This window comes from Italian clover phyllody phytoplasma str. MA1 (genome assembly GCF_000300695.1).
Taxonomy (GTDB): Bacteria; Bacillota_I; Bacilli_A; order Acholeplasmatales; family Acholeplasmataceae; genus Phytoplasma.
Genome location: NZ_AKIM01000007.1, coordinates 1 through 13660, shown reverse-complemented (window position 1 = coordinate 13660; position 13660 = coordinate 1). Strand labels below are relative to the sequence as shown.

Here is a 13660-nt window from a genome sequence, read left to right as displayed (position 1 = left end):
TATTTACTTTCAAAATTGTAAACCTTCCTTTCGGGCAAAATCAGCTAAAGCTTTTATACGACCATGGTATAAACGTCCGCCACGATCAAAAACAACATTAGTAATGCCTTTTTCTAAAGCTTTTTTAGCAATCAGTGTGCCTATATCGGAAGCAACCTTTGTATTAACTACGTTGGCATTAATTTCTTTACTATGAGCACTGCACAAAGTAACTTTACGTTGATCATCGATTATTTGTGCATAAAAATATTTATTAGAATAAAAAACATTTAAACGTGGTTTAGCATTAGTTCCTATCACTTTTTTTCTTAAACGTAAATGACGTTTTTTACGTAAAAATTGTGAAGATTGTTTATTAATCATAGCTTAAATAAATGTCCTTTCTTATTTTTTAGCACTTTTACCAGCTTTTCGATGAATATATTGACCAACATAACGTATCCCTTTTCCTTTGTAAGGTTCTGGTTTGGATAATTTGGCACTTTTAGCAGCAAATTCGCCTACAAATTGTTTATCTACACCTTTAAAGGTAATTTCTGTGCTTTTAACGATTGTTACTTCTAAACCAGCAGAGATATTCATAACGATCGGATGTGAAAAACCTAAATTAAAAGTTAAAGTTGAGTCTTTCTTTTGAACGTTATAACCTAAACCAACGATTTCCATTTTTTTAACAAAAAATTGATCTAAACCGGTAATCATATTATTTAATAAAGCTCTTGTAGTGCCGTGAATTTTTTTCATAAAAATTTTATCATTAGGTCTTTTTACAGAAATTAAATTATCTTTATAATCGATTTTTAAAGAAGGATTAAATTGATATTCTAATTGTCCTTTAGAAGATTTAACTGTAATAAAATTGTTATCTTGAATGTCCACTTCTACACCTTTAGGAACTGTAATAACTTTATTTCCTACTCGTGACATGTCTTTCTCCTTAATAGTTACCAAATATAAGCTAAAACTTTGCCACCGATTTGAGATGATAAAGCTTCGTGATCAGTTAAAATTCCTTTAGAAGTAGATATTAAAGCTACTCCTAATCCGCTTAAGACTCTAGGAATTTCATCAACGCCAACATATTTAGAAACTCTTTTTAAACCTTTAATTGTTCTTTCTTTCGTTTCGGAATTATATTTTAATTGTATAATAACGTTTCTTTTAGTTACATCTAAATTAAAATTTTTAATAAAACCTTCTTTTTTAATAACTTCTAACATTTTAATTTTTAACTTAGAAGTCGGAACTAAAACTTTTGCATGACGCATCGTATTAGCATTGCGGATTCTTGTTAATAAATCAGCAATAGGGTCTGTCATAACCATATTTGTGTTCTCCTTTTTTTATTACTAACTAGCTTTTGTAATACCAGGAATTTCGCCTTTATTAGCTAATTCACGAAATTTAATTCTAGATAATCCGAATTTTCTCATATATCCTCTTGATCTACCATCAATCTGATCTATATTTTTAAGACGGACAGGAGATGATTCCACAGGAAGACGAGATAAACCTTTATAATCTTTTTTTTGTTTTAACTCAAAACGTAAGTCTTTATATTTTAAAAATAAAGCTTTTTGTTTTTGGTTTTTCGCTATTCTTGATTTTTTAGCCATAAAAACTCCATTTTATTTATTTTTTTTAAAAGGTATGCCGTGAAATTCTAATAATTTTCTAGCATCTTCATCGTTTTTTGCCGTAGTGACAATACAAATATCCATTCCAAAAATTTTTTTAACTTTATCAAAACTAATTTCAGGGAAAATAATTTGTTCTTTGATGCCAAGCGCATAATTCCCTCTACCGTCAAAAGACTTAGTAGGAACTCCTCTGAAATCTCTTACACGAGGCAATGCGATATGGATTAATTTGTTTAAAAAAGATTTTTGTTTGTTACCTCTTAAAGTAACTTTTAAACCGATTGGCATTCCTTCTCTTAAATTGAAGTTAGAGATAGATTTTTTAGCTTTAATGATAACAGGTCTTTGTCCGCTGATAGCAGTTAATTGTTCTGAAAATTCATCCAAAACTTTAATGTTAGTAACAACTTCGCCCATCCCTACATTGATCACTATTTTGTCTATTTTAGGAACTTGCATTACTGATTTAAAATTAAAAATTTCTTTTAAAGCCAAAAACGAATTATTTTCAGCACAATTATTCTCTTTTTTCATTTATTCAAACCTTCTTTATTTAGAAATATCTAAAGTAGTGCCTGATTTTTTTGCATAACGTGCTTTTTTACCTGACTCAAAACGGTAACCAACACGTGTAGGCACGTTTTTAACAGGATCTATTACAGCAACATTAGAAACATGAATAGGCAATTCTTCTTTAAGGATATTTCCTTTATTTTCATTGTCTGAAGGAGTTTTATGTTTAGTAGCAATATTTATTCCTTCAACTAAAACTTTTTGTTCTTTAAAAAAAACTTTTACTACTTTTCCACTTTTAAGAGTTTTTTTGCCTTTTTCATCAGTTGAAAAACGATCTTTTCCAGCGATAATAGCAACTATATCTCCTACTTTAATATACATTCATCATACCTCATATTATAAATACTTCTTTAGCTAAAGACAGAAATTTAGAAAAATTATTATCTCTTAACTTTTGATTTTTAACAACAGGTCCGAATATTCTTGTTCCTTTAAGTGTCATATCATCTTTAACAATAACAACTGCGTTATCATCGAATTTAATATAACTGCCGTCTTTGCCTTTTAAACCATGTTTAGTACGTAAAATTAAAGCTTTTGCAACTGTTCCTTTTTTAACTGCGCTAGAAGCAATAGTTTTTTTTACAGTTACTACAACTAAATCGCCTATATGAGCGTAACGTTTTTTACTTCCGCCAGGAATACCAATAACTAAAACCTCTTTAGCTCCGCTATTGTCTGCTACTGCTAAACGAGTATTTTTTTGAATCATATTTGAGACTCCTTATTTTTGGCATTGACAACTTTGAATAAACGGAATTTTTTAGTTTTAGAAAGAGGTCTTGTTTCCATAAAATTAACTAAATCGCCTACTTTTGCAACTTCTTTTTCATCGTGAACATAAAATTTGTTAGTTTTTTTCACTCTTTTTTTGTATAAAGGATCTTTTTTGTAAGTATCCACAGCAACAGTGATTGTTTTTTGCATTTTATCAGAAACAACTACGCCTGATAAAATCTTTCTAGAATTACGCATTGAAATCAACCTCCTTTTCTTTTTTTTGAATTTTATTTTATTGAAATAAAGAATCTGCAAAAAAATTATATATTTTATTTGCCAAAATTATTTGCCAAAAATATATATTTATTTTTGCGTATCTAATTCTTTATTTTTTTCTTTGTTTTCCGCTTGTTCAGTTTCAACTTCTGTAGTTTCCGCTTTGTCGTTTTCTAATGGATTATTTTGAATTAATTTTTGTTCTTCAACTGATATTTTAGAATCTTTTGGGGTGTTCTCAACAACTACATTGTGAGATAACTTTCTTTCATTTAAAACTGTTTTCATTTGTGCAATTATGATTCTTATTTTACGCACACGAGAAGTATTTTTTGTTTTAGATAATTCTAATTGTAATTTAGTGTCAAATAATTCTTTTTTAAAATGAAGAATTTTATCGTTTAATTCTTCGTTTGTTATTTTGCGAACGTCTTTGATTTTCATTATTCTTGACCTCTTTTAACGATTTTAGTTTTAATAGGTAATTTATGAGATGCAAGTCTTAGAGCTTCTTTTTCTGTTTTTTCTAAATTATTAAGATCACTAACTTCAAAAAGTACTTTGCCTTTTTTAACAACCGCTACCCAAAATTCAGGAGCACCTTTGCCGGAACCCATCCGAACTTCTAAAGGCTTTCTAGTTAAAGATAAATGAGGAAAGATGTTTAACCAAACTTTACCTTCTCTTTTCATATGACGAGTCATAGCAATACGAGCAGATTCTATTTGTTGGCTAGTAATCCAAGCTCCTTCTTTTGCGATAAGACCATAATTACCATTATTGATCTTATTTTTACCTTTAGATTTTCCTTCGTAACTTACACGATGTGGGCGACGGTATTTAGTTTTTTTTGGCATTAACATAATTATTTACCTCTTTCCCCATCTAGGACGTTATTTTTGTTTTAACATTTTTATTATTGTTAACTTTTTTTGAAAATGGTTTTTTATTTTCAAATTTTGGTTTTCTATCAGAAAATTTAGATCTTCTGTCGTCAAATTTTGGTTTTCTATCTTGAGGATTAACTCTTTTTTCATCATGTTGAGAAACTAATAATTTCCTAGTATCTTCGATAGTTTGTTTAGGTAAAACTTCGCCATGATAAATCCATACTTTAACGCCTAAAACGCCATAAGTAGTGTGAGCTTCTTCAAAAGCATAATCGATATCCGCTCTTAGAGTATGAAGAGGAACAAGTCCTTTAGAAAGGGTTTCTTGTCTAGCTATTTCAGCGCCGCCTAAACGACCAGAAATAATAATTTTAACACCTTTAACGCCTGTTTTTAAAACCTTTTGCGCTGTCATTTTTTGAGCAGCTCGGAAAAAAACTCTTTGTTCTAATTGGATAGCTAAATTTTGTGCTACCAACGTAGCCACTTTATCAGGGTTTTTAACTTCTAAGACGTTTAAAATAATATCTTTTTTTTTAATCAATTTTTCGATTTTTTCAACTAATTTATTTTTTTCTTTGTTTTCAGGTCCAACAACTATGCCTAATTTTGAAGTGTATAAAAAAATTTGGATTTGTTCTTTGTTGGATTTTTTAAAACGTTGAATTTCAATACGGGAAATAGTTGCTTTAGGATAATGATTATTAATTAAATTTCTGATTTGATAATCTTCAAGAATTAAATTAGGAACTTGTTTATCTTCGGCGTACCATTTGGAATCCCAATTTCTAATGATTCCTAATCTTAAACCGATTGGACTACTCTTTTGACCCATTTTTAACTATCTCCTTTCCTTCTATTTGCTATTTGTTGGATGGCTGATTGCTTTTTAACTGTTTCCTTTTCTGCCGTTTTGGAAGAAACAACTATTGTAATATGAGAAGTTCTTTTCTTAATTTTATCAGTTTTCCCTTTAGCTCTTGGCAATAAACGAGTTAAACGAAGACCTTCATTAACAAAAATTTCTTTCACGTATAATTCTTCTTCTTTAAGGCTAAAATTATGAACAGCGTTGGCAACAGCACTTTTTAAAAGCTTTGAAACGATTGGAGATGCTGCTTTTGGAGTAAACATCAAAATTGCTTGCGCTTCTCTAACGTGTTTGCCACGGATCAAATCCGCTACTAAACGTGTTTTTCTAGGAGCAACAGACATCTGATTTGCAATAGCTTTTACATTCATATGTTTAATGCCTTTCTAAATTATTTTTTTTGAATTTTTTTATCTTTTTTAGCATGTCCACGAAAAGTACGAGTTGGAGAAAATTCACCTAATTTGTGTCCCACCATATCTTCTGTAATGGAAGAAATAACGTATTCTCTTCCGTTATAAACAGCGATTTTGTGACCGATAAATTCTGGTAAAATAGTGGATCTACGTGAACGCGTTTGAATAACTTTTTTATTTTTTGTTGCGTTCTGTTTCAGTACTTTTGCTAATAAATGTTCATCATAAAAAGGACCTTTTTTAATCGAACGAGCCATAAATTTACCTCTTTATTTTATTTCTTACGACGTTTTAAAATTAAACTATTAGAAAATTTATTTTTTTTACGTGTTTTAACTCCACGAGCTTTTTTACCCCAAGGAGTCATAGGCGACTTACGTCCAATAGGAGCACGACCTTCTCCTCCACCATGAGGATGATCGTTAGGATTCATTGCAGAACCTCTAACAGTTGGTCTGATAGATAAATAACGCGTTCTTCCTGCTTTACCGTTTCTAATCAACTTATAAGTTTCATTCCCTATAACGCCGATAGTAGCTCTACAAGTGGATAAAACTTGTCTAATCTCTCCAGAAGGCAAACTAAGAACAATATATTTTTCTTCTTTTTTAACGATTTGAACAGAAGTTCCCGCGCCGCGTGCTAATTGTCCGCCTTTACCAGGTTTTAACTCAATATTATGCACGAAAGAACCAGCAGGAATATTTTTTAATGGTAAAGTATTACCTACTTTAATTTCAGCATTAGAACCAGCAGAAATCTCAGTCCCTACAGTTAAACCTTTAGGAGCTAAAATATATCTTTTTTCTCCGTCTTTATAATGGATTAAAGAAATATTAGCGTTACGATTTGGATCATATTCAACAGTAGCAACTTTGCCAACTGTATCGTCTTTATTACGTTTAAAATCAATAATACGATATTTTTGTTTTACTCCGCCGCCATGATGCCTTACAGTAATTTTTCCTTGATTATTTCTTCCACCTGTACTTTTTTTAGAACGTAATAAACTTTTTTCAGGTTTGGAAGTAGTGATCTCGTCAAAACTTTGCAGTCTCATATTACGACTACCATTAGATATAGGTTTATATTTTTTAATAGACATACAATGGATAACCTTTCTTTAATTTTTTTATTTTGAATCAGAATCGCTAAAAATGTCTATTCTTTGACCAGGAACTAATTTAATGATAGCTTTTTTATAAGATGCCGTATAACCTTCGTATTTACCTTTTTTTTTGTATTTAGGCAAAACGTTACTAGTACGTACAGCTAAAACTTTAACATTAAAAATGTGTTCAACAGCTTTTTTAATTTCTATTTTATTAGCTCTTTTATCCACTTTAAAAGTGTATTCGTTTTGTAATTCTAATTTTTTATTAGTAGCTTCAGTGATAACAGGAGTTTTAAGCCATTCATAATATTTAATCATTTTTTAAAACCTCCTCGAAATGAGCAATAGCACCTTTAGTTACAAATAAACGTTTAGCGTTCAAGATTTGATAAACACTTACATGAGAAGCACTTTCTAAAGTTACTTGAGGTAAATTATTAGTAGAACGCATTAAATTTTCAGTTATTTCTGTAACTATTACTAAAACTTTTTCTGTAATTTGTAAATTTTTTAAAATTTGTTGAAATTCTTTAGTTTTTGGTGTTTCTAATTTTAAAGATTCAACTACGGTTAAGTTATTGTTTTGAGTTTGCAATGACAAAGCGGAATTTAAAGCTAATCTTCTAACTTTCCAATTCATTTTAAAATCATAATCTCTTGGTTTCGGACCAAAAGCAACTCCACCGCCTCTCCATAAAGGAGAACGAATCGTACCGTGACGAGCATTGCCTGTGCCTTTTTGAGCCCAAGGTTTTCTTCCTCCACCGGAAACTGCAGATCTATTTTTAGTTGAATGAGTGCCTTGACGCATTGCCGCTCTTTGTTTGTTAACAACATCATATAAAACTTGTTGATTAGGTTTTATGTCGAAAACTTGGTCTAATAAAACAATTTCTGAACTCATTTTACCATTTTGATCAAAAACATTACATTTAGGCATTTGGATTCTCCCTTGTCATTTTTTTCACAGCAGTTTTAATTATTAAGAAACCTTTTTTAGGTCCTGGAACATTTCCTTTAATTAAAAATAATTTTTTATCAGAAACAACAGAAACTATTTTTAAATTTTGAACAGTAACTGTTTCACAACCCATGTGTCCAGGTAATTTTTTTCCTTTAATATTACCTTTAATAGGTCCCATTGAACCAGGTCTTCTGTGATATCTAGAACCGTGACTCTCAGGGCCTCTACTTTGGTTGTGTCTTTTAATTGAACCAGCAAAACCTTTACCTTTGCTAATTCCTACAACATCAACGATTTCTCCTGTTTGGAAAATATCTTGTGTTAATGTTTGTCCTACTTCTAAAGAAACTAATTCGTTTTTAAAGTCAGGCAAAAAAGATAACTCTCTAACAAAATACTTAGGAGTAGTTCTGGCTTTACCAAAATGACCGATAAGTGGTTTTGTGGACGATTTTTCTTTTTTAGAAGCGAATCCTAATTGAGTGGCTTGATAGCCATCTTTTTCTATAGTTTTTTGTTGTAAAACAACATTATCAGAAACATCCACAACAGTAACAGGGATTACAAATCCTTGTTCATCAAAAATTTGAGTCATTCCTAATTTTCTTCCTAAAATTCCTTTAGCCATTTTGCTCCCCTTTCTTAAAATTATCAAAATAATTTTTTTATTTTTTTAATTATTTATTTATTTTTTTAAATAAATATTTACTGAATATGGTAAATTAATGTGCATTAAAGCATCGATTGTTTTAGCATTCGGATTAATAATTTGAATTAAACGTTTGTGAGTAGAACGACCAAATTTTTCTCTACTATCTTTATTTACAAAAGGCGAACGTAAAACAGTAAAAACCTCGTTTTTAGTTGGAAGAGGTATTGGGCCTTTTATCTGAGCTCCTGTTTTGGAAATACTAGTGATAATTTTTTTTGCTGCTTGATCTATCAAATGATGATCGTAAGTTTTTAAAAGAATTTTAACAACTTCTTGTTCTTGAGCCACTGTTCTTATTCTCCTTTCTTGATTTTGATAATGACAATAACTTCCTAAATATATTTTTTTATAAAACAAATATTTTTTTTAATGCGATAAATAGTTAGTTTTTATAAAAAATAAAATATTTTATATTATTTTAAAAAAGAAACGTTTTGAAATAATATAAAATGTTATAAAGTTTTGAAATAATATAAAATATTATAAAATTTAAATAATTTTTATTATATCATAACTAAAAAAACAAGCATTTTTATTATATATTAAATTTAAATTTATTGCAAATAAAAAGATGTTTTTATTACAAAAATAATGTTTTTTTTAAAAAACAAATACTTTATTATCCTAAAGGCAATCAAAATATTTGGTTTTTTAAAAAATTTTTAAATATTTTTAACAGCTGCTCTTAATTTTGCCGAACGACTGCGAAGATTTAATTTTAATTCTTCCTCACTAGGACAAATATTTTTTTTAGTTATAATTTTCAAAGGAGAAGGAGGAATGTCTTTTTCTTTAATAGGCAATTTAGGGAAAAAATAATTATAACTGTTTTTTTTAAAAAAGTTTTTAACCAAACTATCTTCTAAAGAATTAAAACTAATCACTACCATTTTACCATTTTTTTTCAATAATTGAAGGCCTTGTTGCAAAGCTTTTGTTAAAACTTGCAATTCTTGATTTACTTCCACCCTTAAAGCTTGAAAAACTCTTTTAGCGCTATGACCTCTTTTGTCCTTTTTACCGTAAGAAAAATAAAATTTATCAGTAATTTCTACCAATTCTAAAGTAGTTTTTAAAGGGCGTCTTTTAACAATTTCTTTTGCTATTAAAGTTGATTTAGGTTCCTCGCCATAAATAAAAAAAATATTTCTCAACTGTTCGTAACTGTAAGTATTAATAATAGTTTGAGCCGATTGGCTTTGGTTGCGATTCATTCTCATATCTAAAGAAGCATCTTTTAAATAACTAAAACCTCTTTGAGGATCATCAATTTGAAAAGAAGACAAACCTAAATCAAAAATAATACCATCAATAGCATTGATATTTCTTTTCGCCAATTCTTCTTTTAAAAAAGAAAAATTATTATGAATTAAAGTAATTCTTTTTTCTTCTTTAAAAATTTCTTGACATTTAGAAATAGCAAATAAATCTTGATCAAAAGCATATAAAGAACCTTCAGAAAGTTTTTGCAAAATCGCTGAACTATGCCCTCCTCCGCCTAAAGTGGCATCAACATAAACGCCTTGAGGATTAATATCTAAATATTGGATTACTTCCTTTGTGAGAACAGGAATGTGAATATCTGGCGTCACTTGTTTAGTTCCTTTTTCATCTTTAGCCATAACCATTTTTTTATTTAAAAACTATTTTAAAATTATCGTTAATAATTTCTGATAAAGCTTTGCTGACAATTTTTTTACTAGGAAGTTTGAAAGAAGATAAACTATTGTTTTTCTCTATCACGTGAGCTATTTTACCAGATAAAAAAGCTAATTTATATTTAGAATCAATTCTTTTTAATAATTCATCAATAGAAGGACGATTAATGCCTTCGTTTTTATCTTTTAACATATTCTTTTTCAACCTTTTTTATTTAAAATTTCTGTTAAATAAAAAGAAATACTGTTTTTAACTTTAGAATGTTCAGCAATGATGATAGAAATGATTTTATCAACAGCTTTATCAATATCATCGTTAACTACGATATAATCATATTTATAAGCCAATAAAAACTCTTGATCTGCTTTATCCATTCTTTGGCGGATAATCTCTTCAGATTCTGTATTTCTTTTATTTAAGCGATTGTATAAAGCTTGTTTTGCAGGAGGAACAATGAAAATAAAAACAGCGTCTTTGCTAATTTTATGTTTTCTAATTTGTAAAGAACCTTGTACATCAATTTCTAAGATAACTTCTTTACCTTCTTCAACTTGATCTAATACTTTGTCATAAGGTGTTCCATAATAATTACCGATAAACTTATTATATTCTAAAAAATATTTTTCTTTAATTTTTTGTTGGAAAAACGCTTGATCAACGAAAAAGTAATCTTTTCCTTCTATTTCCCCTGTTCTAGGGGCTCTTGTTGTCATGGAAGAAGAATAAACAAAATTATGACCTTCTTTTTTCAACAAAGCCTTTGTAAGAGTGCCTTTTCCAACACCTGATGGACCTGAAATTACTATAACTAATCCTTTTTTATGTAATCTCATATTTGTCATATCCTTTCTAAATAATTTTTATAAATTAATTTTTATAAATTTTAACACCTTGAATCAAAACGAACAACCAAATTCAATAATTTATTAGGAACATAAATAGTTTTAACGATTTTGCCTTTTTCCACTAAGTTAGCGATTTTGTGATCTTTCAATGCTAATTCTAAAATAGCTTCTTTTTCTTGATCTTTATCAGCTTTTATTTTAGTTTTCACTTTACCGTTAATTTGAACCACAATATCTACCGTATCAGCAGTTAATAATAATGTTTCATCATAAGTAGGCCATTGAGAATAAACCAATTCTTCTGAAGATTCTAAAACTGTTTGGTTTAATTCTTCTGTTAAATGAGGCGATAAAGGGTTTAACAATTGCAAAAAGATTTTCATTTGTTTTTGATCTATTTTTTGATGTTTATAAGCTTCATTAACAAAAATCATCAACTGACTAACAACTTTATTAAATTTTAAATTTTCATAATCTTCTGTAACTGTTTTAATCGTTTGATTCATTATTTTCTTTAAAGGAATAAATTCTTGCGAAACGATTTCAAATGAATCAAACATGTTATAAACACGGTTTAAAAACCTTTGTACCCCTTTTAAACCTTGTTCGGACCAACTTTTACTATCTTCTAGAGGTCCCATAAACATCATATAAATTCTGAAAACATCAGAACCATATTTTTCTAAAATCAAAGAAGCGTTAACAGCGTTTCCTTTAGATTTGCTCATTTTCAAATTATCATGACCTAAAATCATGCCTTGATTAACTAATTTTAAAAAAGGTTCTTTACTGGAAACCAAACCTAAATCAAATAAAAATTTATGCCAAAAACGGGAATATAATAAATGCCCTACTGCGTGTTCTGTTCCGCCAATATAAAAATCAACTGGCAAAAAATAATCTAATAATTCTTTCGCTTTATCGGAGTTTAAAGGAATCATACCTAAATAATTTTTTAAAATATAACCGATGTAATACCAAGAACTGCCGGCTAACTGAGGCATGGTATTAGAATCTCTTCTAAATTTTTTACCATCTTTTTCAAAATATATCCAAGAGAAAATATTAGATAAAGGTGATGTTCCGTCGCCAGAAACAACAATCTTTTCCACTGAAGGTAATTCTAACGGTAACTCCTCATCAGAATTTAAATAAATATTATCGTTTTTATCATAATAAACAGGGAAAGGTTCGCCCCAATATCTTTGACGAGAAAAGACCCAATCATGCATCTGATATGTAAAATTAACTTGTCCCCAATTATTTTTTTGAGCCACAGCGATAATTTTACGATTCGCTTCTTCATAATCAAGACCGTTTAAAAAGTCACTATTAATAAAAATACCGTCTTCCACCTTAATTTCTTTTTCTTCTTGAAGTTTTTTCTTTTCAGAAGGAGAATTTTGGGTTTCTTCAGGTAATTTAGCAATAGGGATCATTTCTAAATCATATTTACGAGCGAATTCAAAATCTCTACTATCATGATAAGGAACGGTCATAATGGCTCCCGTACCGTAATGAGGTAAAACATAATCAGCGATCCAAATAGGGATCTTTTTTTGATTAGCGAAGTTAATAGCATAACTACCTATAAAAACTCCAGTTTTTTCTTTATTAATATCTCGTTCTAAATTCATTTTACGTTTAGTACGGTCAACGTATTCATCTACTTCATTCCAACGATCTGGAGTGGTTAATTCAGCTACTAAAGGATGTTCTGGAGCTAAGATTAAGGTTGTTACTCCGAAAATAGTACTAGGTTTAGTAGTAAAAACTGATATCTTTTTATCTTTGACATCTAATAAAGAAAAAACGAAAATAAAACCTTCTTTTTTGCCAATCCAGTTTTTCTGCATTTCTTTTAATTGAGGCGGCCATTCTAGTAAGTCTAGGTCATCTAAAAGTCTTTCAGCATAATCAGTAATTTTTAAAACCCATTGTTTCATCTTTTTTTTGACTACCGGATGAGACCCTCTTTCAGAGACTAAACCATCCTCAGTAGGAACAACTTCTTCGTTTGCTAAAACAGTCCCTAATTCTTCGCAAAAATTAACTTCTATCTCTTGTAAAGAAGCAAGTTTTTTTTCATAAAGTTTTTTAAAAATCCATTGAGTCCATTGGTAAAAATAAGGTTCGGAAGTAGATAATTCTCTCTCCCAATCAATCCCTTTACCTAATTTCTCTATTTGTTTTTTAAAATTATTGATGTTTTTGTAAGTGAAATCTTTAGGATGATTACCAGTATTTAAAGCATATTGTTCAGCCGGCAAACCAAAAGAATCCCAACCAAAAGGATGTAATACATTATATTGCTGCATCCTTTTTAACCTATTAACGATATCACTAGCAGTATAACCCTCAATATGACCCACATGCAAACCTTGCGAAGAAGGGTAAGGGAACATATCTAAACAATAAAATTTCGGCTTTGTTAAATCTTCACTAGTTTTAAAAGTTTTGTTTTTTGTCCAGTTTAGTTGCCATTTAGATTCAATTTTTTCGAAATCATAACATAACATAAAAAAACCCCTCAATATTTAATTTTGACTAATTGTATTATTTAGATGATTTTAGTTCAACAAAATCACAAACTTCTTGAACAGTTTTAAACTGTTGTAAAGCCTCATCGCTAATTTTAATATTAAAAATTTGTTCTAATTTAAATACTAAGTTAACAGCATCAATAGAGTCAATCCCTAAATCTTCTTTTAATCTAGTTTCCAACATAATTTTTTCCTTAGGAATGTATAATTGTTCAGAAATTATTTCTTGAATCTTTGTTAACATCTTTATATCCTCGATTAATATATTATTTTAATACTTAAAAAATTTATACAAATCATATAAGAATATTATATATCATATATGATTAAAAATACCGAAATAAACATATTTTTATTTTAAAAAAAAACAAAAAAAAAGGAAAAAAAAAAAAAAAAACGACACTAGTCAAGAAATTAGAATCGGGGGCTGGAAC

Annotated in this window: 23 protein-coding genes; all 23 read right to left on the bottom strand. The window is 29.1% G+C overall.

What is annotated here, in order from left to right; all coding sequences use genetic code 11:
- Positions 1–9: 9 nt before the first annotated feature.
- The 23 genes from rplR to acpP all read right to left on the bottom strand — a co-directional run bounded on the left by rplR (position 10) and on the right by acpP (position 13470).
- Positions 10–363 carry a 50S ribosomal protein L18 gene (gene rplR, locus RI01_RS00150; RefSeq protein WP_017192647.1) on the bottom strand — a complete coding sequence of 118 codons (354 nt, stop codon included), beginning with the start codon at positions 361–363 and terminating at the stop codon, positions 10–12.
- 21 nt (positions 364–384) lie between these two features.
- Positions 385–927, bottom strand: coding sequence for a 50S ribosomal protein L6 (rplF, locus tag RI01_RS00145; RefSeq protein ID WP_017192646.1), 543 nt, complete (start codon positions 925–927; stop codon positions 385–387).
- Between the two features lie 17 nt (positions 928–944).
- Positions 945–1325: a 30S ribosomal protein S8 gene (rpsH, locus tag RI01_RS00140; protein WP_017192645.1), complete on the bottom strand. Its 381-nt coding sequence runs from the start codon at positions 1323–1325 to the stop codon at positions 945–947.
- Positions 1326–1349: 24 nt separating this feature from the next.
- The gene (gene rpsN, locus RI01_RS00135; RefSeq protein WP_017192644.1) at positions 1350–1616 is read right to left on the bottom strand and encodes a 30S ribosomal protein S14; all 267 of its coding nucleotides are present in this window, start codon (positions 1614–1616) and stop codon (positions 1350–1352) included.
- A 12-nt stretch (positions 1617–1628) separates the two neighbouring features.
- Positions 1629–2174, bottom strand: a complete 546-nt coding sequence (gene rplE / locus RI01_RS00130) for a 50S ribosomal protein L5 (protein WP_017192643.1) — start codon at positions 2172–2174, stop codon at positions 1629–1631.
- A 15-nt stretch (positions 2175–2189) separates the two neighbouring features.
- Positions 2190–2537: a 50S ribosomal protein L24 gene (gene rplX, locus RI01_RS00125; RefSeq protein WP_017192642.1), complete on the bottom strand. Its 348-nt coding sequence runs from the start codon at positions 2535–2537 to the stop codon at positions 2190–2192.
- 10 nt (positions 2538–2547) lie between these two features.
- Positions 2548–2928, bottom strand: a complete 381-nt coding sequence (rplN, locus tag RI01_RS00120; RefSeq protein WP_017192641.1) for a 50S ribosomal protein L14 — start codon at positions 2926–2928, stop codon at positions 2548–2550.
- Positions 2925–3197, bottom strand: a complete 273-nt coding sequence (gene rpsQ, locus RI01_RS00115; protein WP_026052423.1) for a 30S ribosomal protein S17 — start codon at positions 3195–3197, stop codon at positions 2925–2927. The genes rplN and rpsQ overlap by 4 nt, the downstream gene beginning before the upstream one ends.
- 102 nt (positions 3198–3299) lie before the next feature.
- Complete coding sequence (gene rpmC, locus RI01_RS00110; protein ID WP_017192639.1) at positions 3300–3656, bottom strand: 50S ribosomal protein L29; 357 nt, start codon at positions 3654–3656, stop codon at positions 3300–3302.
- On the bottom strand, positions 3656–4075 hold the full coding sequence (rplP, locus tag RI01_RS00105) for a 50S ribosomal protein L16 (RefSeq protein ID WP_017192638.1): 420 nt from the start codon (positions 4073–4075) through the stop codon (positions 3656–3658). Before rplP ends, rpmC begins: the two co-directional genes overlap by 1 nt.
- Before the next feature lie 22 nt (positions 4076–4097).
- Positions 4098–4937, bottom strand: a complete 840-nt coding sequence (gene rpsC / locus RI01_RS00100) for a 30S ribosomal protein S3 (RefSeq protein ID WP_017192637.1) — start codon at positions 4935–4937, stop codon at positions 4098–4100.
- Between the two features lie 2 nt (positions 4938–4939).
- Entirely contained in the window at positions 4940–5344 is a 405-nt protein-coding gene (gene rplV, locus RI01_RS00095; RefSeq protein WP_017192636.1) for a 50S ribosomal protein L22, read from the bottom strand.
- A 20-nt stretch (positions 5345–5364) separates the two neighbouring features.
- Positions 5365–5646, bottom strand: coding sequence for a 30S ribosomal protein S19 (rpsS, locus tag RI01_RS00090; protein WP_017192635.1), 282 nt, complete (start codon positions 5644–5646; stop codon positions 5365–5367).
- 17 nt (positions 5647–5663) lie between these two features.
- Positions 5664–6494: a 50S ribosomal protein L2 gene (rplB, locus tag RI01_RS00085; RefSeq protein ID WP_017192634.1), complete on the bottom strand. Its 831-nt coding sequence runs from the start codon at positions 6492–6494 to the stop codon at positions 5664–5666.
- A 27-nt stretch (positions 6495–6521) separates the two neighbouring features.
- The gene (gene rplW / locus RI01_RS00080; RefSeq protein WP_017192633.1) at positions 6522–6821 is read right to left on the bottom strand and encodes a 50S ribosomal protein L23; all 300 of its coding nucleotides are present in this window, start codon (positions 6819–6821) and stop codon (positions 6522–6524) included.
- Complete coding sequence (gene rplD, locus RI01_RS00075) at positions 6814–7443, bottom strand: 50S ribosomal protein L4 (RefSeq protein WP_017192632.1); 630 nt, start codon at positions 7441–7443, stop codon at positions 6814–6816. Before rplD ends, rplW begins: the two co-directional genes overlap by 8 nt.
- Entirely contained in the window at positions 7436–8095 is a 660-nt protein-coding gene (rplC, locus tag RI01_RS00070; protein WP_017192631.1) for a 50S ribosomal protein L3, read from the bottom strand. The genes rplD and rplC overlap by 8 nt, the downstream gene beginning before the upstream one ends.
- A 57-nt stretch (positions 8096–8152) precedes the next feature.
- Complete coding sequence (gene rpsJ / locus RI01_RS00065; RefSeq protein ID WP_017192630.1) at positions 8153–8467, bottom strand: 30S ribosomal protein S10; 315 nt, start codon at positions 8465–8467, stop codon at positions 8153–8155.
- A gap of 374 nt (positions 8468–8841) precedes the next feature.
- Positions 8842–9807: a 16S rRNA (cytosine(1402)-N(4))-methyltransferase RsmH gene (gene rsmH, locus RI01_RS00060; protein WP_017192629.1), complete on the bottom strand. Its 966-nt coding sequence runs from the start codon at positions 9805–9807 to the stop codon at positions 8842–8844.
- A gap of 4 nt (positions 9808–9811) precedes the next feature.
- Entirely contained in the window at positions 9812–10030 is a 219-nt protein-coding gene (rpoZ, locus tag RI01_RS00055) for a DNA-directed RNA polymerase subunit omega (RefSeq protein ID WP_017192628.1), read from the bottom strand.
- Between the two features lie 8 nt (positions 10031–10038).
- Complete coding sequence (gmk, locus tag RI01_RS00050; protein WP_017192627.1) at positions 10039–10671, bottom strand: guanylate kinase; 633 nt, start codon at positions 10669–10671, stop codon at positions 10039–10041.
- A gap of 50 nt (positions 10672–10721) precedes the next feature.
- A complete protein-coding gene (gene leuS, locus RI01_RS00045) occupies positions 10722–13202 on the bottom strand; it encodes a leucine--tRNA ligase (RefSeq protein ID WP_017192626.1) in 2481 nt (826 codons plus the stop codon).
- Positions 13203–13239: 37 nt separating this feature from the next.
- On the bottom strand, positions 13240–13470 hold the full coding sequence (acpP, locus tag RI01_RS00040; RefSeq protein ID WP_017192625.1) for an acyl carrier protein: 231 nt from the start codon (positions 13468–13470) through the stop codon (positions 13240–13242).
- Positions 13471–13660: the final 190 nt, after the last annotated feature.

Bases quoted from the DNA above. Each gene is read 5' to 3' on its own strand.
- rplR (WP_017192647.1), bottom strand. From the start codon at position 363: ATGATTAATAAACAATCTTCACAATTTTTACGTAAAAAACGTCATTTA.
- rplF (WP_017192646.1), bottom strand. From the start codon at position 927: ATGTCACGAGTAGGAAATAAAGTTATTACAGTTCCTAAAGGTGTAGAA.
- rpsH (WP_017192645.1), bottom strand. From the start codon at position 1,325: ATGGTTATGACAGACCCTATTGCTGATTTATTAACAAGAATCCGCAAT.
- rpsN (WP_017192644.1), bottom strand. From the start codon at position 1,616: ATGGCTAAAAAATCAAGAATAGCGAAAAACCAAAAACAAAAAGCTTTA.
- rplE (WP_017192643.1), bottom strand. From the start codon at position 2,174: ATGAAAAAAGAGAATAATTGTGCTGAAAATAATTCGTTTTTGGCTTTA.
- rplX (WP_017192642.1), bottom strand. From the start codon at position 2,537: ATGTATATTAAAGTAGGAGATATAGTTGCTATTATCGCTGGAAAAGAT.
- rplN (WP_017192641.1), bottom strand. From the start codon at position 2,928: ATGATTCAAAAAAATACTCGTTTAGCAGTAGCAGACAATAGCGGAGCT.
- rpmC (WP_017192639.1), bottom strand. From the start codon at position 3,656: ATGAAAATCAAAGACGTTCGCAAAATAACAAACGAAGAATTAAACGAT.
- rplP (WP_017192638.1), bottom strand. From the start codon at position 4,075: ATGTTAATGCCAAAAAAAACTAAATACCGTCGCCCACATCGTGTAAGT.
- rpsC (WP_017192637.1), bottom strand. From the start codon at position 4,937: ATGGGTCAAAAGAGTAGTCCAATCGGTTTAAGATTAGGAATCATTAGA.
- rplV (WP_017192636.1), bottom strand. From the start codon at position 5,344: ATGAATGTAAAAGCTATTGCAAATCAGATGTCTGTTGCTCCTAGAAAA.
- rpsS (WP_017192635.1), bottom strand. From the start codon at position 5,646: ATGGCTCGTTCGATTAAAAAAGGTCCTTTTTATGATGAACATTTATTA.
- rplB (WP_017192634.1), bottom strand. From the start codon at position 6,494: ATGTCTATTAAAAAATATAAACCTATATCTAATGGTAGTCGTAATATG.
- rplW (WP_017192633.1), bottom strand. From the start codon at position 6,821: ATGATTAAATATTATGAATGGCTTAAAACTCCTGTTATCACTGAAGCT.
- rplD (WP_017192632.1), bottom strand. From the start codon at position 7,443: ATGCCTAAATGTAATGTTTTTGATCAAAATGGTAAAATGAGTTCAGAA.
- rplC (WP_017192631.1), bottom strand. From the start codon at position 8,095: ATGGCTAAAGGAATTTTAGGAAGAAAATTAGGAATGACTCAAATTTTT.
- rsmH (WP_017192629.1), bottom strand. From the start codon at position 9,807: ATGGTTATGGCTAAAGATGAAAAAGGAACTAAACAAGTGACGCCAGAT.
- rpoZ (WP_017192628.1), bottom strand. From the start codon at position 10,030: ATGTTAAAAGATAAAAACGAAGGCATTAATCGTCCTTCTATTGATGAA.
- gmk (WP_017192627.1), bottom strand. From the start codon at position 10,671: ATGAGATTACATAAAAAAGGATTAGTTATAGTAATTTCAGGTCCATCA.
- leuS (WP_017192626.1), bottom strand. From the start codon at position 13,202: ATGTTATGTTATGATTTCGAAAAAATTGAATCTAAATGGCAACTAAAC.
- acpP (WP_017192625.1), bottom strand. From the start codon at position 13,470: ATGTTAACAAAGATTCAAGAAATAATTTCTGAACAATTATACATTCCT.